The organism is Algibacter luteus (assembly GCF_900141715.1).
In the GTDB taxonomy this organism is placed as follows: domain Bacteria; phylum Bacteroidota; class Bacteroidia; order Flavobacteriales; family Flavobacteriaceae; genus Arenitalea; species Arenitalea lutea.
Genome location: NZ_FQYK01000001.1, coordinates 251,424 through 272,877, shown reverse-complemented (window position 1 = coordinate 272,877; position 21,454 = coordinate 251,424). Strand labels below are relative to the sequence as shown.

Annotated in this window: 9 protein-coding genes; all 9 read left to right on the top strand. The window is 36.0% G+C overall.

Annotated elements, in window-relative coordinates:
• The first annotated feature begins 32 nt into the window (after window positions 1-32).
• The 9 genes from BUA46_RS01065 to BUA46_RS01025 all read left to right on the top strand — a co-directional run bounded on the left by BUA46_RS01065 (window position 33) and on the right by BUA46_RS01025 (window position 21,246).
• Window positions 33-2,411 (top strand): alpha-L-rhamnosidase-related protein, encoded by a 2,379-nt coding sequence (locus BUA46_RS01065; RefSeq protein ID WP_072794726.1) that lies wholly within the window; start codon window positions 33-35, stop codon window positions 2,409-2,411.
• Window positions 2,412-2,461: 50 nt separating this feature from the next.
• On the top strand, window positions 2,462-5,326 hold the full coding sequence (locus BUA46_RS01060) for a glycosyl hydrolase (protein WP_019388520.1): 2,865 nt from the start codon (window positions 2,462-2,464) through the stop codon (window positions 5,324-5,326).
• Between the two features lie 35 nt (window positions 5,327-5,361).
• The gene (locus tag BUA46_RS01055; protein ID WP_072794725.1) at window positions 5,362-6,774 is read left to right on the top strand and encodes an L-fucose/L-arabinose isomerase family protein; all 1,413 of its coding nucleotides are present in this window, start codon (window positions 5,362-5,364) and stop codon (window positions 6,772-6,774) included.
• Window positions 6,775-6,825: 51 nt separating this feature from the next.
• The gene (locus BUA46_RS01050; protein ID WP_143148042.1) at window positions 6,826-9,720 is read left to right on the top strand and encodes a glycosyl hydrolase; all 2,895 of its coding nucleotides are present in this window, start codon (window positions 6,826-6,828) and stop codon (window positions 9,718-9,720) included.
• A gap of 64 nt (window positions 9,721-9,784) precedes the next feature.
• Complete coding sequence (locus BUA46_RS01045; RefSeq protein WP_019386948.1) at window positions 9,785-13,306, top strand: glycosyl hydrolase; 3,522 nt, start codon at window positions 9,785-9,787, stop codon at window positions 13,304-13,306.
• A 6-nt stretch (window positions 13,307-13,312) separates the two neighbouring features.
• Window positions 13,313-14,365, top strand: coding sequence for an L-rhamnose/proton symporter RhaT (gene rhaT, locus BUA46_RS01040; RefSeq protein ID WP_019386949.1), 1,053 nt, complete (start codon window positions 13,313-13,315; stop codon window positions 14,363-14,365).
• Between the two features lie 262 nt (window positions 14,366-14,627).
• Window positions 14,628-16,358 (top strand): T9SS type A sorting domain-containing protein, encoded by a 1,731-nt coding sequence (locus BUA46_RS01035; protein ID WP_162129528.1) that lies wholly within the window; start codon window positions 14,628-14,630, stop codon window positions 16,356-16,358.
• 211 nt (window positions 16,359-16,569) lie between these two features.
• The gene (locus BUA46_RS01030) at window positions 16,570-19,425 is read left to right on the top strand and encodes an alpha-L-rhamnosidase (protein WP_019386951.1); all 2,856 of its coding nucleotides are present in this window, start codon (window positions 16,570-16,572) and stop codon (window positions 19,423-19,425) included.
• 36 nt (window positions 19,426-19,461) lie between these two features.
• Window positions 19,462-21,246 (top strand): glycoside hydrolase family 43 protein, encoded by a 1,785-nt coding sequence (locus tag BUA46_RS01025; protein ID WP_019386952.1) that lies wholly within the window; start codon window positions 19,462-19,464, stop codon window positions 21,244-21,246.
• Window positions 21,247-21,454: the final 208 nt, after the last annotated feature.

Below are 21,454 nucleotides of genomic sequence, written 5' to 3'. Positions count from 1 at the left end.
ATGGAATTAAAGCAATTAGATAAATTCGAATAATGAACATAAAAATTATCAGTAAAAAGGATTTAAGATTTTTTCTTTCAATAGTTTTCATAACATCAATGTGTTTTGCACAAAATTCAAATTGGAATAATGTCCAGTGGATATGGCAACAAGAAGATGGTCCGTCTAATACATGGATGAGTTTTAGGAAAACAGTCACTTTAGAAGACATACCCGATCAGGTAGAAGCATTAATTGCAGTAGATAGTAAATTTTGGTTATGGATTAATGGTGAAATGGTGCTGTTTGAAGGTGGTTTATCACGAGGGCCAAGTCAAGCAGGAGACTGGAATAGAAAACAAAACATAACACCGACAAATTCTTGGTACGATAGTATAAATATTCAACCCTACTTAAAAAAAGGCGAAAATACTATGGCAATTTTAGTTTGGTATTGGGGGCGTGAAACTCATAAAGGAACTCATATTGATAGTGGTAAGGGCGGGTTGTTGTTTTCTGCCAATATAGGAAACCAACAGGTCGTTTCAGATGCGTCCTGGAAAGCGCTACAGCACCCTGGATACGATAATATGATAGAACCAGCTAGTAAAGCCATAGTGCAATATAGTGTGCAGTTTAATGCGCAAAATGCTTTTGGAGATTGGACTGAAAAAGCTTGGTACCAGAATAATTTTAATGATACTAGTTGGCCATCAGCAGTTGAAAAAGGAAAATTAGGCGATGCCCCTTGGTACAATGTAGAACCAAATATAGTTCCGAACTTAGTGAACCATGGTTTACAGAATTATGAACATCATGATGCTTTAAAATTTCCATTTGTTAGTAAAGGAGAAACTATAAAAGCAAAATTGCCTTTCAACAAACAAATCACACCATATTTAGAAATTGAAGCTAAGGCGGGCGATACTATTTTCATCACAACGGATAATAGACTCAATAAAATAAATGCCACTTACATCGCTAAAGAGGGCAAACAATCTTTCGAGAGTTTTTCTTGGATGAACGGACATGAAATAAGTTATACTATTCCAAAAGGCGTTAAAGTAAATGCCTTAAAATACAGATGGATGAGTGTTGGTGAAATGGTTGGGGAATTTGAAGTTGATGACCCTTTTTACCAACGATTATGGTGGATGGGAAACAACACCTTGTTTGTTTGCGCTAGAGATAATTTTATGGACTGCCCAGACCGAGAACGAGCTTTATGGATAGGTGACGTAGCAGATCAAGTAGGCTATTTGTTCTATTCGATGGATTATGCTGGTCGTCAGTTATTAAAAAAAGCCATTTTGCAAACTACGGCATTTAGCGAAAATGGAGTAATGGGAGCTTTAGGTCCTTTAAGAGTTCGAGAACTAGTTTCACAAAGCCTACAATTTATTGCTCAAGGAATTTGGCCTTATTATTTAAACACTGGTGATAAAGAAACGTTAGAAAAAGCCTATCCTTTTGTATACGATTATCTAGCCTTATTTCCAATGCAAGAAAATGGATTGCCAGAATATCGTAAAGGAAAAAGTCCAGATTCTTGGGATTGGGTAGATTGGGGTGTTAAAAATACCGCTGATAAGCAGCCAATTCAAATGGCATTCTACTATTTCGCTTTAAAAGAAGCTAAAAAAATGGCAGAAGTTTTAGGAATCAAAGAACACATAAAATGGTATAAGGATAGAATGAAAATAATAAAACCTGCTTTTAACAAATTGTATTGGAAAGACGGTTTTTACAGTTCTAATGCAGAAAAATTTAAAGATGATAGAGCAAACGCTATTGCTATTGTTTCTGGTATTGCAAATCCTGAATATTACAATCAAATTGTAGATAATGTGTTAATTCCAAACCGTTTTTCGAGTCCGCATTTTGAATGGATTGCAGAAGAAGCCATGTGTATTGCTGGTAGACATGAAGCGTCTTTAGAAAGAATGAAGCTGCAGTATCAAAGCCAAGTAGATGAAAAATCGATGTCTACATTATATGAAATGTTTCCTAAGGGCGGGAGTTATAATCACGCTTGGAACGCACCTAATACCATTTTATCTAAATACATTGCTGGAGTAAGACCGACTAAAAAAGGGTGGAGTGAATTTGAAATTATGCCAGAATTGGTGCATTTCAAAAATATCAAGAAAACTATTCCTACTGTAAAAGGCATTATAGAAATAGCTATAAATGTTAAAGATTTAGAGTATCAACTTAATTTAAATGCACCAAATGGAACAGAGGCCATAGTTGGAATTCCTAAAAAAGATAAAGCTATTGAAAAAGTTTTTGTAAACGGATATTGTATCTGGAAAAAAGGAAAAATAAACAAGAAAGCAAAAGGTATTCAAGTAGAAGGAGAAGATAGTAAATATATTAAGTTTAGAATTCCTTCTGGAGATTGGAAGTTAAAGGCCGTTTATGAAAAATAGTATGGCAGTTTAATTTTCAATATTAACAATTAGAACCAAACATTAACAGAATGCTTTTATTAAAAAAAAGAAGAATAATTAATTTCTTATTTCTATCACTTAGTGCATTAATATTCTATGCCTGTAGCACTCAAAAGAAAGAATATGTAAAGCATGATTTATTCATGGGCTTCCAAAACCCACCAGCCGAAGCACGTCCTTTTGTGCGATGGTGGTGGAACGGAAATAAAGTTAAGGCAAGTGAACTAGATAGAGAATTAGAGTCTTTACATAGTGTTGGTTTTGGTGGTGTTGAAATAAATCCTATCGCAATGCCTGTAGGTTATGATAATGGAAATGAATCCTTAGTTTGGATGAGTGATGAATGGATTGATATGGTGGTTCATGCCTGTAAAAAAACCAAAGATTTAGGAATGATTGCCGATATGATTGCAGGCACAGGTTGGCCGTTTGGAGGTGAATTTCTGAAAGATGATGAAACCTCTCAAAGGATGGTGTCAGATCATATTCTTTATAAACATGGTACAACTATTAAAGTTGATGAAGCTGAGTTGATACAACTATATAAGGAAAAGTACAAAAATAAAAGAGCACAAAAACACATCAGTAAAAGAACAACATACAGGCTATCATATATTAAACTAGTACCTGAAAATTGTAATGTTACCGACCAAATAGTAGATTTAAAAAATCACATAGATGCCAACGGAAAAATATCTTATCAGATAAAACAAAAAGGTAATTACGTATTGTCATATGGTTTAATTCAGCAAAACTTTAGAGATGTTACTTTGGGGGCTCCAGGTGGGGCTGGTCCTGTAATGGACCATTATAAAAAGGAAATGACCTTGGCGTACTTAAATCGAATGAAGAAAATATCTGAACGTTCAGGTATTCCGCTTAGTGATTTAATTCGAGCTATATTTTGTGATAGTATAGAAGTATCTGGAGCCAATTGGACCGATGGTTTTGAAAATCTGTTTTTTGAGGCCTATGGCTATAAACTAGATAATTGGCTGCCCTTTGTTTTTTATCAAGCTAATGGCAACTACTCACAAGGGACGTATTCTGAAAATTTCACTCCTGAGTTTAAAGACCAGTTAAAGCGTGTACGTTACGATTATAACAAGTTATTAGTTGAAGTGTTTTTGAAAAACTTCACACAGACCTATAAAGATTTTTGCGAAGACAATAATATTCTATGCCGCTATCAAGCTTATGGCACACCTTTTTTAATGGGCATGTTAGATGGTTATATGATACCAGATATACCCGAGAGCAACAATTGGATTTACACCGTTGAGATGAAAGATTCTGTTTGGGATTGGAAGCAATCACACGGCTATATGATCTGGAATATGTATGCTTCAGCAGGAGCGCATTTAACAGATAAAAAGATTACAAGTTGTGAAACTATGACCAATCTGGGAGGCGTATTTAAAGCGACACTTGAAGAAATAAAACAGCATGATGATATGAATTTCATAACCGGAATAAATCATTCTGTGCTACATGGCTATAATTATTCGCCACCAGAAGTGGAATTCCCTGGTTGGATACGTTTTGGGGCTTATTTTAGTGAGCAAAACACCTGGTGGAAACACTTGCCTAATTGGATAGATTATAATTCTAGATTATCCTATGTTTTTCAAAACTCTCAAGCCGATAAATCTATTGCCATCTTAGGGCCAACCGCAGACCTTTGGGGTGATAAAGGTTTAGCAAGAACGCCTTTCCATATGGAACCAGAGTACTTATATAGATTATGGGAACCAATAAGTCAATTAGGATATTCTGCTGAGTATATTAATCAAGGTGTTCTTGAAAGAGCTATTATAAATGAAGAGGGAATTTCCTATGGTAACATGACCTACAAATTATTAGTGCTTGCCAGTTTAAAATCATTAAGTCCAAAGGCAGCAGAGAACATCAAGCTGTTTGTAGAATCAGGAGGTGAAATTATTGTCATAGATCAATTACCATTAAAGTCGTTACATTTTTCAGAATATGAAAAGAACGATGATTTAGTTAATACTACCATGATGAGTCTATTGGCGAATTATCCTGAATCAGTAATCCAAGTGAATCAACCGGAGTCCATAGACGCCTTATTCAACTGGACAAATGATATTCTGAAAATAACCCAATTGGAAGCTGATGTCGTGATAAGTAACCCCAATGAAAACGTGTATCAAATACATCAATATACCAATGATAAAGCTATTTATTTCTTCACCAATGTAAGCCGTTATAGTACAACATCATTTGACGCTAAATTTCCTGTTGATGGCAAATATCCATATATCTGGAATCCTGAAACGGGAGAGAAAACCCCCTATTATTTTGAATTAAATTCAAATGAGTTAAGCGTCACTTTGAATCCTTTGGAATCCCTTCTGTTAGTTTTTGAAGATGAGAAACCTCTAGAAAAAGCCATAGAAGTTGTGACTAAAATAAAAGAATCAAAAGTACTTGATGTTCATTGGAAAGTCATTGGTAAACGAAGAGATGAAAAAGTATTTACTTGGGATATGCCGACGCTTATTGATTTCAGTAAATCAACAGATAGTACTCAAAATACTTTTGGCGGCGAAATTGTTTACAAAACAACTATTAATAACGCAGAAAGTTTCACGCATTTAGATTTAGGAAATGTAAATGAAGGTATTACAGAATTGTATGTAAACGGACAGAAGGTTGGAAAACATTGGTATGGAAAAGCCGTCTATTCAATTTCAGATTATCTCAAGAAGGGAGAGAATGCCATTGAAATTCATTATACAACCGTTTTAGCTAATTATGCCAAATCGCTTAAAAACAATAAGATGGCGTATGAATGGACAAAGCGATATAAAGATTTGGTGCCAACAGGCATAGAAGGACCAGTAAATCTTCTTAACTACGAACTCAGATAAATATTAGGAAAAGTTAGAAATTAAAAATAATTGAAATGATAAAAGTAGGATTGTTTGGTATCGGTTTAGATACTTATTGGCCTCAATTTGATAGTCTATTAGAACGATTAGAGGGATACCAACAACAGGTAGCGGATAAAATGACTGGTTTTGGTGCAGAGGTCATTAACGTCGGTTTAATAGATTCTCCTGTAAAGGCTAGAGAGCAAGCACAAGTATTAAAAAAAGCTGATGTAGATATTTTGTTTTTATATGTCTCTACATACGCTTTGTCATCTACGGTTTTGCCCGTGGTTCAAAAACTAAAATGTCCTGTGGTTATTCTAAATATTCAACCAGTAGCTGCAATCGATTACGAAAGTTTTAACGCTTTAGGAGATCGTGGTAAAATGACAGGCGAGTGGTTGGCGCATTGTCAAGCCTGTTCTGTGCCAGAGTTGGCTAATATCTTTAATCGTTCGGGTATTGATTACGAATTTGTTACAGGTTATTTAGATGAGCAAGCCGTTTGGGATGAGATTCAAGATTGGATTGATGCGGCAAATGTTGCTAAGGTAATGGCAAATAATAGGCTAGGGGTTTTAGGACATTATTACTGCGGTATGTTAGATGTATATTCAGACCTAACAAAACAATCAGCAGCTTTTGGTACACACATCGAAATTTTAGAAATGTGTGAGGTGAAAAAATATCGTGATGCGGTTACCGATGCTGAAGTGAAAGAGAAAATAAAGGAATTCCAAAGCACCTTTGAGGTTATAGATACCTGCGAGCAGTTTGAACTAATTCGCGCAGCAAAAACATCTATTGCCCTAGATAAATTGGTTAAAAATCACAATCTAGGTTCTATGGCCTATTATTACGAAGGGGAAACCGCTAACGAATACGAAAATATAGTCACTTCTGTTATTGCAGGAAATACATTATTAACTGGTAAAAACATACCTGTGGCGGGAGAATATGAAATAAAGAATGCTCAAGCCATGAAAATTATGGATGCTTTTGGTGTTGGTGGATCATTTTCAGAATTCTATGCGATGGATTTTAATGATGATATTATGATGCTTGGTCATGACGGTCCTGCACATTTTGCTATAGCTGAAGGTAATGTACAGTTAGTGCCATTACCCGTCTATCATGGTAAACCGGGAAAAGGATTATCTATTCAAATGACAGTGAAACACGGTCCTGTAACTTTGTTGTCTGTAGTAGAAGGTAAAGATGATGTATTTTTATTAGTTGCAGAAGGAGAATCGGTTGAAGGACCTGTTCTGCAAATAGGAAACACGAATAGTCGTTATCGCTTCTCCATAGGAGCAAGAGCTTTTATGAACGAATGGTCTAAACAAGGTCCGTCTCATCATTGCGCTATTGGTTTAGGACACATTGCGAATAAAATTGAGAAACTTGGAAATCTTTTAAATTTACGAGTAGTCCGTATTTGTTAAATAAAAATTGAATAAAATTTATAAATAGAGATTTAACTTTACACATCCATTTTGAGTAATTCAAAGAATATGAGACGAAGTCATTTAATCTTAGTTGTTTCAAGTTTTTATTTTGCAATGCTGCTATTTACATCATGCTTGACGGTTTCAAATACAGGTGATTCTGCGAATGTTACGCTTCAACAAAATTTTAAAAACCCACCACATGAGGTAAGACCACAAGCATGGTGGTGGTGGCTTCAAACGCCTACCAATAATGAAGCTATCACAAAGGATTTGGAAGAGATGAAAGCCAAAGGTCTATCGGGATGCATGGTGTTAGATGGTGGCGTAGGGCCTTTTGGTCCTCGAAAATGGAAAAAGAAAACCATAATTGATTCCACTGAAATTAGGTATGAAGTCACCGATGAGTACAAAGACGGAAGCTTGAGACAACCTACTGAAAAAATAGAAGTTTGGTCAAAACCTTGGAGAGACAAAATTCGATTTGCATCACTGGAAGCTGGACGTTTAGGACTTGATTTTGGCGTTTTTATAGGTCCAGCTGGATGCGCTGCGCCCTGGGTAACCCCAAGTCATGGTCAACAAGAGCTGGTTTGGGGAGAACTATTGGTTGAAGGAGGGAATATAATAAACCAAGAATTTCAAGAACCTAATTTTCCAGTTCAAACTAAAAGGCAACGAGAAGATCAAACGGTAAAAGACGCACAAAATGCCTTCTACAATGATATTGCTATTTTGGCTTTTCCTGATGGCAAAACACCCTCAATAAACGAAATTATTAATATTACCGACAAGCTCGATGAAAAGGGTCGTTTAAAATGGAATGCTCCTAAAGGCCATTGGCGTATAATTAGGTTCGGATACCGCCCAACTGGACGTAATTTAGGTGGTGTTTTTTACATCGACCATTTAAGTAAAGAGGCATTCGATTTGCATTGGCAAAAAACCGTGGGAACCTTGCTAAAAGAAATGAGCCCTGACGAAAGACAAGCTTTTAAATACGTAGAATGCGATAGTTGGGAAGCTGGTGATCCCAACTGGACGAATTATTTCCCAGAAGAATTTAAACAACGTCGTGGATATGATATTGTAAAACACTTACCTTCATTGATAGGGGTAACCATTGAATCTGACGAAAAAACTGAACATTTTTTAAATGATTTTAAACTAACCATTAGCGATTTGATATCTGAAAATCATTATGGAAGACAGCAGGAAGTCGCCCATGAACACGGCTTAGATTCTTATGCAGAGGCGGCTGGTCCTCACCAATATCAGACCGATTTAAAGAAGTGTGTGAGCAAATGTGATGTTGCTATGGGAGAATTTTGGATGCCATCGCCACACAGAGAAAAACCAAGTGGGCGTTTCTTGGTGCGTGAAGCAGCAACAGCAGCACATACCTATGGCATTAAAAAAGTTTTTGCTGAATCGTTTACTTCAGTAGGTCCTAATTGGGAGGTTTCTCCTTTTCAAATGAAAGCCGCCGCAGATCAGGCGTTTTGTGATGGTCTCAATTGGATTTGTTTTCACACATTTTCGCATCGTCCTTCGGTTACAAATATGCCTGGTTTAACGCATAGTGCAGGTACTCATTTTGACAGAACCAATACGTGGTGGAATCAGTCATTGCCTTTTGTTGATTATCTTTCACGTTGCTCTTACATGCTACAACAAGGATTGTTTGTTGCTGATGTGCTGTTTTATAACGGACACGGTTTACGATTAGGCGCTGATGCATTTGAGTGGGAGGACGGTATGAAAAACCCACCAGTTAGTTTAGGGAAAGGTTACGATTACGATAAATGCAACGAAGAAGTTTTGTTAACCAGACTAGAATTCAAGAATAACAAGTTGGTATTACCTGACGGCATGAACTATAAAGTTTTGGTTGTTGATGAAAAAACACCAGTTTCGCTAAAAGCATTAAAAAAAATAATAAAACTTGCAGAACAAGGTGCAACAGTTGTGGGTCAAATAGAAACCTCCATGTTAGGTAAAACAGATGATGTGGCTGAGTACCAAAATTTAACAAAACGCATTTGGGGTAATCTTGAAAAAGGGGAATATAAAATTGGTAAAGGCAAATTTGTTTGGAATAAATCGATCCGAGAAGTTTTGCAAAATCAAAATATCCTTCCAGATTTTGAATGTACTGGTTTAAGTGATGTTGGGGTTGTCGATTTCATCCACCGTAAAACGGAAGATACAGACATCTATTATGTTGCGAGTAAATGGCAACCTATTGAAAAAGTAGAATGTACTTTTAGAGTGAGTGATAAGCAGCCAGAATTATGGAATCCTGTTACTGGCGAAACACGTCTTTTAACCAATTTTAAAGAAGAAAACGGACAAACCATCATTCCTATGGAATTTGGACCCTCTAGTTCTTATTTTGTTGTTTTTAAAGAACCAATATCAATACAAAATTCAGTTTCAAATTGGCCAACATTTAAAACTGTTCAACAAATAGAAGGGGTGTGGAACTTGAGTTTTGATAAAAATTGGGGAGGACCAGAAACAATCGTTTTTCCTGATTTAATAGATTGGTCGAAACACGACATCTCAGGTATTAAATATTACTCGGGTACTGCGACTTATCGCAAAACTTTTGATGTTAAAATCTTAAATGAAAATGAAGAGCTTTACCTAGATTTAGGAAAAGTGCATGAACTGGCACGGGTTAAATTAAATGGTGTAGATTTAGGAATTACTTGGTCGAAACCATACCGAGTAAACATGACATCACATGTAAGAGCAAAAGACAACACTTTAGAAATTGATGTTGTAAACCTCTGGCCAAATCGACTTATTGGAGATGCCTTTTTACCAGAAGAAGAACAATTTACTAAAACCAATATCAGGAAATTCACTAAAGCAACACAGCTTCTTCCTTCTGGATTAATTGGGCCTGTAAAAATCTTGACTACAAAAAATGATTAATTTTTCTTGATTATGAAAAAATCTTGCTGTCAACTAAAAATAATGAATAAAATAATTACACAATATGATTCGTAATCGAGTGCTCAATATAAAAATTAGAAATATAGTAAGTAAAGCCATTTTTGTAGCCTTATTGCTTAGTTTGTCTGTGCCAACTTTTCAAGCTCAAAATGCGTCATTGGAAGAGAGTTTCAAGAACCCTCCGCCAAATGCAAAGCCACAAACCATTTGGTTTTGGATTAATGGAAATGTCACAAAAACGGGGATAACTGCCGATTTAGAAGCCATGAAAAATGTGGGCATTCAAGGCGCAATTCTTTTTAATGTGAGTTTGGGAAATCCTGAAGGTGTGGCGCCTTATTTAAGTCCAGAGTGGCTGGAACTCTTTAACTATGCAGGATTGGAAGCTCAACGTTTAGGGCTTGATCTGGGTTTTCATAATGGGGCAGGTTGGTCATCATCTGGCGGGCCTTCTATTACGCCAGAATATGCTATGCAAGAACTGGTTTACACTGAAACGTTACATCAGGGAGCCACAGTATTTAAAGGTAAGTTAGAACAACCTGAAACCAAATTGGGATTCTACAAGGATATTGCTATACTGGCATTCCCAAAACCCAAGAGTAATGTGCGTATTGATGAATTAGAAATAAAAATCCTTTCTCATAAAGTTCGTAGTCATTTAAACCCTGATGATAAACCTATTACTGATTTAGCAGTTGTAAAAAAACAAGATATTATTGATTTAACATCGAAGCTTAACAGTGATGGTTTTTTAGAATGGAATGTGCCTGAAGGAGATTGGATTATTTTGAGAATTGGACATACGCCAACAGGTGAAATGAATCGTTTTCCCAGTGATGGTGGTCGTGGTTTAGAGTGTGATAAAATGAATAAACAAGCGGTTGATGTGTTTTGGGATGGTAGCATTAAGCCCATACTAAAAAAGTTAGACACGCTAGTTGGTACCACAGTTAAAAGGTGTCATATTGATAGTTATGAAGTTGGAACTACAAACTGGACTTCGAATTTCGCTGAAGCATTCAAAAAATTACGTTTTTATGATTGTCGCTCATATTTGCCCGCTTTGGCTGGGTATTACGTTGAGAGTGGAGAAGAAACAGAGCGATTTCTTTGGGATTTCCGTCGAACCATAGGTGATTTAATTGCTGAAAATTATTATGGGCGTTTTGCAGAACTCAGTCATAAAAATAACATGTTTCTTTCTATTGAGCCTTATTGGGGACCTTTTGATAATATGCAAATTGGAGAAAAGGCAGATATGGTTATGTCTGAGTTCTGGAGCGGAAGCCTAGCCTTTTTTGACTCCCCTAAATTTGTGGCCTCTATTGCCAAATTAAATGGAAACCCGATTGCCGAGGCAGAGTCTTTTACAGGCATGGGAGGTTGGGATCAGCACCCAAGTACGCTCAAAGCCATGGGCGATTTAGCATGGGCGCAAGGGATTAATCGTTTTGTTTTTCATAGTTATGTACATCAACCTTGGGATGTAGGGCCTGGATTGACTTTACAAGTTTTTGGAACTGACTTTAACCGTTTAAATACTTGGTGGGACCAAAGTAAACCTTTTGTGGATTATATCAGTAGAGGTCAGTTTTTATTACAACAAGGCACCTCTGTGGCTGATGTTTTGGTGTTCACTGGAGAAGCATCTCCCAATGATGCCTTATTAATGCCGGAAATAAAGGCATTAGGATATGATTATGATGTGATTGGATCTAACAAGATAAAGGCATTAACGGTTAAAGATGGTTTAGTTTGTACATCAGTTGGTGAAAAATATCGAGCTTTGGTATTGCCTTCAACCGATTGGGTAACTCCAGAAATACTTAATAAAATTGAAGAACTGACTGAAAATGGAGCCTTAGTTGTTGGTTCTAAGCCTAATAAGTCTCCAAGTCTTAAAAAATATCCTGAGTGTGATGAAGATATTGAACACAAGGCTAATAAATTATGGGATAAAGGACTCGTAAAAGCGCATTCCATTGCAGATGTCTTGAAGAATGGAGCACTACCTCCTGACTTTTCAATTGAAAAAGGACATCGTGAATCTATAGATTTTATTCACAGAAAAACAGAAGATGCCGACATATATTTTGTAGTAAATTCTAAAAAAGAAAGTCGAGAGTTAGCTTGTCGTTTTCGAGTAATAGGAAAACAACCAGAGCTATGGAATGCCGAAACTGGAAAAATAACTAAGGCCACAATATGGCATAAAAATGATGATGGTACTACAACAGTGTCGATTTCGTTTGAGCCAGAAGGTTCTGTATTTGTCGTTTTTAGAAATCCGATACGTTCAAGTCAACATATTGTAAATGCTGAAATCAAGTTAAAAAACCCAGTGATAACGCCTCTTTCTAACTTGAAAATTATTAAAGCAGAATACGGAACATTTCTACCTGATGGTTTGGTTGATGCAACAGAAGTTATAGCAAACAGGATTCAAAATAATAGATTAAATATTCACGCGACAAGAGAACTTTCTAAAGGTGATCCAGCCCCAGGTTACAAAAAGGAATTACGCATTCAATATAAAATTGGAGAAGCGGTATTCGAAAAAAATGCCATGGAAAAAGAATGGCTAGAAATTGATGCTCCTATCAACGGTAAATTAGAAATCTTGAATGCTGTCTTTGGAAAGTTTGCAAGAGGTGTTGATGGCATCCCACCAAACAAACCAGTTTTTGATGTCACTAAAAAAGTAAAATCAATGGTTACTTCAGGAGTATATGAAATTCCAGTAAATGACAGTTTCCTTGAAGAAAAAGAGATCAAGACAAAGAAAGCCTTACGCGTTATTTATACAACTAATGATGAGGAGAAAATTGTTACTGTTTCTAATGGAGGTATATTAAAATTGACTCAAACTACATCAGAACCAAAATTAGTATTTGAAGGTGATAAAGTGAATTTAGTTACGCCCTTTGCTGGTGAAATGACCTATGAATCTTCAAACGGAAAAACCAAAACGTTAAAAGTAAATTCAGTGCCAGAACCTATAGAATTGACCGGAAATTGGAACGTGAGTTTTCCTTTAAAAGATAAAGCTGTTTTAGATAAAACTTTTAAGAATTTAACGTCATGGTCGGATGCTTCAGAGGAAGATATACGTTATTTTTCGGGGACTGCCAGCTATAGAAAGGAGTTTCAAATCCCTGCAAAACTCATTAAATCATGTTATTCTTTAGAATTAGATTTAAGTAATGTTAAGGTAATTGCTGAAGTCATTCTTAATGGAAAAAATTTAGGAATTTTATGGAAGTCTCCTTTTAGAATTAATATTGACGAAGCTGTTGTAAAAGGCACCAATACACTTGAGGTAAAAATAACCAATCTTTGGCCAAATAGACTAATTGGCGATGAACAATTACCACTGGATTATAAACGGAAAGGTCCGCAAATAACACAATGGCCGGAGTGGCTGTTGAACAATGAAGAGCGTCCAACCGAGCGTGAAACACTTCCTGCATTCAAACATTGGCATAAAGATTCCAAATTACTACCATCGGGTTTGTTGGGGCCAGTTAAAATTGTGATTTATAAATCAAAAGAAATAAATTAAAAAATTATGCAAGCAATATTAGGAGTCATTTTTCACTCATTAGGGGGTGTAGCGGCAGGTAGTTTTTATATGCCATACAATAAAGTAAAAGGTTGGTCTTGGGAAAGTTATTGGATGGTTGGTGGTGTTATGTCTTGGCTTATTGTACCTCCTGTAGCTGCTTATTTAACCGTTCCTGGATTTATGGAAATTATTGCATCAAGTTCGAATGCAATTTTAAGTTTTACCTTTTTAATGGGCTTGCTTTGGGGAGTAGGTGGGTTGTCTTACGGACTTGGAGTACGCTATCTGGGGATGTCGTTAGGGAATTCAGTTGTATTAGGGTTCTGTGCTGCATTTGGCGCAATTGTACCTTCAATATATTATAATTTTAATCCAGAAGAAGGGAAGGTTTCATTTACCGATATGTTAAGTTCATCAGGAGGTCAAGTTGTATTGCTTGGTGTTTTGGTTTGTCTGCTTGGTATTGCACTTTCGGGAAAGGCAGGAATGATGAAGGAAAAGGAATTATCTGATGAAGAAAAGAAAAAAAGTGTTTCAGAATTTAATTTAATTAAAGGGTTAATTGTTGCCATTCTTTCTGGTATTTTAAGTTCGTTTTTTAGTTTTGGTATTGAAGCAGGTAAGCCATTGGCCGATGCTGCTGTAGCTGCAGGATACGACCATTTATTCGCTAACAATGTAACATTCGTGGTAATTCTCTGGGGTGGCTTAGCAACAAATTTGGTATGGACAACTATATTGAGCCTTAAAAACAATTCATATAAAGATTTTACAAATACAGCAACACCAATTGGTAACAATTTATTGTTTTCAGCGCTCGCTGGAACGATATGGTTTTTGCAGTTCTTTTTTTACGGTATGGGTGAAAGCAAATTAGGCAATGGAGCAAGTTCATGGATTTTACACATGTCAACCATTATTTTAACGGCTAATCTTTGGGGTATATATAGAAAAGAATGGAAAGGTGTTGCCAAAAAAACAAAATGGACAATAACAGTTGGAATAGTTGTTATTCTTTTATCTGTTGTTTTAGTCGGAATTGGGAATTCTATATAGATTTAGTTTTCTATTCTAATCTCGGCACAACTCAACATTCTTAAATTCTATATGCGCTGTGATATCGTCTGTATCGCTGGTGCCATAAGCGCTAAATCACGTGTAAACCAGCTCAATTGTATGATTATGTTCCATATGTTTTTGGTGTTACCAATTTTATTTTAATCATGATAGAACAGGATGGTACTAGCTAAGAATAGCTTTATTTTTAGAAAAAATTAAAAATAAGATGTTACAAAAGGTATTGGTTTTTTGCTTCACAATGCTAATCTCAGTAATGGTATTTGCACAAGATTACCCTTTTAGCTTACCTTCAGATATGGAGGCAACTATTAATATAACTTCGACATCAAAAGAAGAATTTAATAATTTATTACTCGGAACAAATACGCATCATTTTACAACTACAGTCGAGAAAGATTTAATAAATAAATTAAAACCTATTACTATAAGATTTCCACATGGTTTATGGTCAAATTGGTATGATTGGCGACGTGATGTTACCAGGCTTTTTGGGACAGAAAGCTTTGAGTATGAACAAGGGGTAAATAAGACTATTAAAACAAAAACAGTAGACTTATTAGAGAGTATAAAAACATTTGATAGACTTAACATAAAAGTAGGAATTGATGGGCTTACAAGTTTAAATACCACCAGAAAATCAACAACAGGAAGGGGTTTTGATATGATGTGGACTTTTAACATGAGCGCTGATGGTACCGATTTTAATAATGGATGTCCAGAAACCATAGCGCGATATGATGATTTAATTGCTAGAGGCTTTGAGGTAAAAGTTGTTGAAATGGGTAATGAGTGTTTTTACCCAGGTCAACGAAGTTCTATTATTCCAAATGTTGAAGATTATATTGCAAGAGCAAAATCCATGTCTGCATCTTTAAAAGCTAAAGATCCAAATATAAAAGTGTCTGTGCCACTTTTGAGAAGAGATAGTTGGGCTAACCCTAATTGGAATAGCGATTTAACAGAAGATCTTACATATTTTGATGCGGTGACTGTGCATACTTATGTGGGTTCAGACCCCGATGATTCAAGTAATAGTAACGAAGCTTATAGCACTGCACTTACAGCACGTAAACACTTAGGGAATTCTATTTATGATTATGCACATCAAGTAGCACCCAATAAACCCATTTGGTTAACAGAGTGGGGTGTAAAATCTGGTGGGCCAAATGCGGTATCTGCCTTAGGTATGGCAGATTGCTATATTTTTATGAGTCAAAATCAAAATGTTTTTGAGCGTGCAAACTGGTTTAGCGTAAATGGGAAATTAAACTCGCATTACGTTTGGGAAACTTATATTTCGCCAAGTGGTGTAGAACGTCCAAGAATTAAGTATCCTTTAGAAAAAACGTTGTTTGGTTCTGCCTACGAAATTATACGTTGGGCACTTGAAAATACTACATTAATTGAAAGTGATGTACAAGTTCCTAATCTTGTAGACGGGGTAAAATCTGTTAACGCTAGAGTCGTAACAAAAGACGGTAAAACCTCAGTTTTTGTTGTAAATCTTAGTAATCAAGATGTACCGTTTCATGTGAATATAGATGGTGTGCCATATACAGAATCAACAGTGCACAAAGCCATCTCGTTTTCAACTATGGATGAAGAAAGAGCTATGGGTATTGATGTTAATCCGTTAACTTTAATTAGTGAAGGGAGTCAAAGTATTACTTTGCCTAAATTTTCAATAAATATAATTGAATTAACTAATGCATCTTTGTCTTCCTCAAAAATTGTAAAACAAAATGAGGTGCGTATATATCCAAATCCGAATAAAGGCGTTTTTAACATAAAGCTTAAGCATGGAGATGATACCCAATATCGAATCTATTCAATAAACGGTGTAGAAATTCAAAAAGGCAATTTTGTTTCTTCAAAAGAGATTCGATTTGAGACTAATCAAACAGGTATCTATATATTAAAATTAGAGGGAGCCCAAGGCGTCTCAACTCATAAAATTGTGGTCAATTAGAACTTTAATGCAAGATTTTTTAAATTTATTTCAAATCTAAAAAAAGACAGATAACAATACGCTACCAAAATATTTTTGAGGTAGCGTTTTTGTTTTTTTAAATAACAAATTATACGATTTATACATGATAGTACAGGATAAGGTATTTAAAGTATTCAAGTACCTTCAATAATTAATTTTGTAGAATAATATTCAAATTCAGACTATAAAAATGAAAAAAAACCAACTTCTATTTTCAGTATTACTTTTTGCTGTTTTTTGTTTCTCTTGTAATGAGAAAACAACGTTGAATACAACAATATCTTTTGATAAACTATTAGTTAATTCAAAAGTAAATCCATCAACTATAGAAAGTGAACAACCACTTTTTTCATGGATTATAAATGCTGAAGGTATTAATAAGTCTCAATCGGCTTATCATATTTTAGTGGCTTCCTCTGTGGAAAATCTGGAAGAAACTAATGCTGATTTATGGGATTCTAATAAAGTAGAAAGTAGCAAATCGGCTTTTGTTAAATATAAAGGTGAGCTTTTAGAACCTTTAAACACCTATTACTGGCAGGTAAAAATTTGGGATGAAAGTGGGAATGCATCCAATTGGTCTGAGATTCAAAAGTTTGAAATGGGGCTCATGAATGACGCTAATTGGGGAGATTCAAAATGGATTACTTTAAATAAAGATACTCGAACATCACCACACCGCTTTCGAGATTATCAAACAGGAAAAATGAAAAAGCCTGTACTTGTTGATGGTTTTGCAGCAGGCTATTTTAGAAATACCATTGACGTTAGTAAAAATATCGAAAATGCCCAAGCTTACATCTGTGGATTAGGCTACTACGAGCTGTATTTAAACGGCGAAAAAGTTGGGGACCATGTGTTAGATCCCGCGCCTTCAAATTATGATAAGCAAGCTTATTATGTGAATTATGATATAACAGACCAATTAAAATCTGGAAAAAATGCCTTCGGAATTATTTTAGGAAACGGGTTTTACGGACAGAATATTTCTTGGAAAAACGACCCTGAATCTGAAAAAGATTTGGCTTACGGACCTCCAACAGTGCGATGTTTGATAAAGTTAAAATATTCAGACGGGTCAACTTCAGATTTCTACACCGATGAAAATTGGAATGAGGCTACGGGACCAATCGTATTCAATAATATTTATGGAGGTGACACCTATGATGCGCGTTATGAACTAGGAAATTGGAATACTGTTGGTTACGATGATGCCAAATGGGGTAATGCAAAAGTAGCATCTCCGCAGGTTAAAGAAATAATTGCAAATCAAATTCCACCAATTAAAAAGTTAATGGAGTTTGAACCTCGAAACGTATTTAAAGCACCTGATGGCAACTGGATTGTAGATTTTGGACAAAATATTGCAGGTTGGGTTAAACTTAATGTTCAAGAAAAAGAAGGACAATTAATAGAAATTACCACAACTGAGGCACTATTAACAAATGGAAAAGATATTTTTCAAGGCTCCACAGGAGGCGGTGCAAATGGTATGGCTCAAATTTATAAATATATCTGTAAAGGCGATGGTATAGAATCTTGGGAGCCAAAATTTAGTTATCACGGGTTTCGATATGCAAAAATAAATGGCATTTCTAGCAAACCAGATGCTGAAATGATTAAAGCCGTTTTAGTAGCAACCGATATTCAAGAAACAGGAAGTTTTACTTGTTCGGACGAACTTTTAAATAAAATGCATAGTATCAGTAAATGGACGATTGTTGATAACGTTCACGGTATTCCTGAAGATTGTCCACACAGAGAAAAATGTGGTTGGTTAGGAGATGCACACGCCTTTTGTGAGTATGCCTTGTACAATTACGATATGTACGATTTCTATAAAAAATATATGGAAGACATCCGTACCCAAATGCGACCAACTAAAGGGCATAACAATCCAGATATCAAATTTCAAGTACCCACAATGATTGCTCCAGGAAAGCGCACATCAACTTATGCAAAAATAGACTGGGGTGTGGCAACCATGTATTTACCTTGGTATAATTACTTGTATTACGGAGATGATACGATTGTTAAAGATTATTATGAAGATATGAGAGGTTTAACTAACTTCTATCTTTCTTATAAAGGAGAGAATGGAATCATGCAAGATGGCATGGGCGATTGGTGTCCACCACGTTGGGATAGACGATTAAACCCTGAGGCTATGGAATGTGATCCGATTATTTCGGCTAATGCCTATTTTTATGATGTTTTAGGCATTATGGAAACTTTTGCAGAAATGAATAATGATACCGCTTATACCGTAAAGATGAAAAAGGAACAACGCGAATTAAAAGATGCATTTAACAAAGAATTTTTAGTTCAAATACCTAATACAAAACACAAATGGTACCAAAGTCAAACGGCAACTGTTCAAGCCTTACAATTTGGAATGGTGCCTGAGGAAGACATTGAAAGCGTAGTTAATGGTTTAGCTTATGATATTGTTGAAGTAAAAGGAGGGCATCATTCTACAGGAATTCACGGAAACCGTTATATCTATACGGTTCTTTCAAAATATGGAAAAGCAGATTTAGCACATCAAATATTAACAACTCCAGAATTTCCGAGTCAAACTTATGTGATGAATTCCGGATTTACCACATGGCCAGAACGTCAATTTGAATGGGAGAAAATGGAAGGTCCAACAAATTCTTTAAATCACCCGATGCACTCTGGATTTGCGGCTTATTTTTATGAATCACTAGGCGGTATTAAATCTTCAGAAGATCTAACAGGTTTTAAAGCATTTACTGTAAATCCTGAGTTTCCTACTTCGGTTACAAAAACGGAAGTAAAAGTGCCAACACCTTATGGAGATATTATTAATAATTGGTCGATAAAAGATGACGTGTTAAGCCTAAATCTTGAAGTACCATTTAATACACAAGCTAGGATTATTGTAACGCCATCAGAATTTGAAAGTTTAAAAATAAACGGGGAGCCTATTTCAAAATTTAAACAAAATAATACTGTTGAAATAGCAGACAGATTTGTAATTTTAGGTTCAGGGGATTACACAATAGCATATTCTAAAAACTAAGTTTACCAGACATTAAAAATATATAAAATACAAAGCATGAATTTAGCATACAAAACTGTTTTAAAACCGCTAATTATTATACTATTAGTGTCATTTGCCAGTTGTAGTTCAAAACCAGAAAACAAAACAATAGCATCAAAAGATTTGGCTCAAGGGCAAACAGGAAGCTTTGGAGACCAAGGAGACGGCACATACATCAACCCTATTTTAAATGCCGATTATCCAGATTCCGATATCGAGCAAGTAGGTGATACGTATTATATGATTACATCCAAACAACACATGTCGCCAGGGATGCCTATTTTGGAATCTAAGGATATGGTAAATTGGACCAATGTTGGGCATGTATTTGATAGCTTGTCATGGGCACCAGAATACAATTGGGATAGAATGAATGGTTATTCTTTTGGTACTTGGGCAGGCGATTTAGCCTATCACGATGGCACTTGGTATTGCTATCAAATTGACTACCAACATGGTTTAATGGTGGCAACAGCAAAAGATATCAAAGGCCCATGGAGCAAGCCTATTATGATGCTTCCAAAGGCAAAAGTATTAGATGATCCAGCAGTATTTTGGGATGAAGAAGCGCATAAAGCTTACGTGATTATTAACACTGCAGGCAAGCAAAAAGCAGCAAGTAATAAAATTGAAGGCAATGAAAATAGAATTTACGAAATGAGTTGGGATGGCACCAGAATTCTTGATGAAGGTAAATTGGTTTATACAGGTATGGGTGCCGAAGCTGCTAAAATCTTTAAAATAGCTGGCACTTGGTATATCTTTTTAGCGCAATGGACCATGGGTGATACATCCACCAAACCAGGTGTTAAAAACCCAAAAAACGACCGTAAGCAAATTGTGCTGCGTTCAAAAGAAAGTATTTATGGTCCATACGAAGTAAAAACTGTTTTAGAAAAAGGTACAGCCTTTAACAATCGTAGTGCAAGCCAAGGTGCATTAATGCAAGCACCAGATAAATCGTGGTGGTACATGCATCAATTGATTCAAAACGATACTATACCGTTTCAAGGGCGTCCACAATGTTTAGAACCTGTAAATTGGGTTGATGGTTGGCCAATTATAGGCATAGACGAAGATAACGATGGTATTGGCGAACCTGTAAAACAATATAAAAAACCAATAGATGGTTACCCAATTGCTGCACCGAGTTCAGACGACGATTTTTCATCGCCAAAATTAGGTTTCCAATGGGAATGGAACCACAATCCAAGAAATACACATTGGTCTTTAACCGAGCGTCCGGGTTGGTTACGCCTTAAAGCAAGCAAAATATTACCAAACGAAAAAGGCTACGGACCAAACATAAACGAGTGGACCAACAACGACGGGTCCGACTCCGATTTCTGGAGAGCTTCAAATACGCTAAGTCAGCGTATTATGGGTATAACCACAGGAACTGCCGAGGCAAAATTTGATATTTCAGGAATGAAACCACATCAATTAGCAGGCTTTGTACGCTATGGTGGCGTTTTCAATTTGCTAGGTATAGAAATGGACGAAAACGGAAAAAAACATCTGTTTTACATGGACCCAATGGCGCAAAAAACTAAAGGCCCAGAAATAACTGGAAACGATTTATACGTTAAAACATCAAATAACAGCAACCAAGCTACCTACGAGTATAGTCTCGATGGCGAGAACTATAAACCTTTCGGTCCTACCTTTACCATTGCGTTTGGAAAATGGACGGGCGATCGTTTAGGCTTCTTTTCATGGAATGAAAAAGAAGATGCAGGTTACATCGATATCGATTGGTTCACCTATGATTATGATGGGCCCAAAGCGGCAAAACTTTAATTAAATATTTGGGCGTTACCCGCAAGGGGTCGGGCTTTCCGCTATATCTTTTTAATATGTCATTGCGAGGAGCGAGCGACGTGGCAATCTGTTACTGTATAGTTTAAAAACTATCTTTAGTCAAGTCGAGTATTAAAAAGGATGCCGCTGCAATCCCTAACGCGCTAATAGTTATGTTTATGCTTAACCACAAAAAAGTAAAATCACA

Coding starts and splice junctions, on each gene's coding strand:
- BUA46_RS01065 (WP_072794726.1), top strand. CDS start 33: ATGAACATAAAAATTATCAGTAAAAAGGATTTAAGATTTTTTCTTTCA.
- BUA46_RS01060 (WP_019388520.1), top strand. CDS start 2,462: ATGCTTTTATTAAAAAAAAGAAGAATAATTAATTTCTTATTTCTATCA.
- BUA46_RS01055 (WP_072794725.1), top strand. CDS start 5,362: ATGATAAAAGTAGGATTGTTTGGTATCGGTTTAGATACTTATTGGCCT.
- BUA46_RS01045 (WP_019386948.1), top strand. CDS start 9,785: ATGATTCGTAATCGAGTGCTCAATATAAAAATTAGAAATATAGTAAGT.
- rhaT (WP_019386949.1), top strand. CDS start 13,313: ATGCAAGCAATATTAGGAGTCATTTTTCACTCATTAGGGGGTGTAGCG.
- BUA46_RS01035 (WP_162129528.1), top strand. CDS start 14,628: ATGCTAATCTCAGTAATGGTATTTGCACAAGATTACCCTTTTAGCTTA.
- BUA46_RS01030 (WP_019386951.1), top strand. CDS start 16,570: ATGAAAAAAAACCAACTTCTATTTTCAGTATTACTTTTTGCTGTTTTT.
- BUA46_RS01025 (WP_019386952.1), top strand. CDS start 19,462: ATGAATTTAGCATACAAAACTGTTTTAAAACCGCTAATTATTATACTA.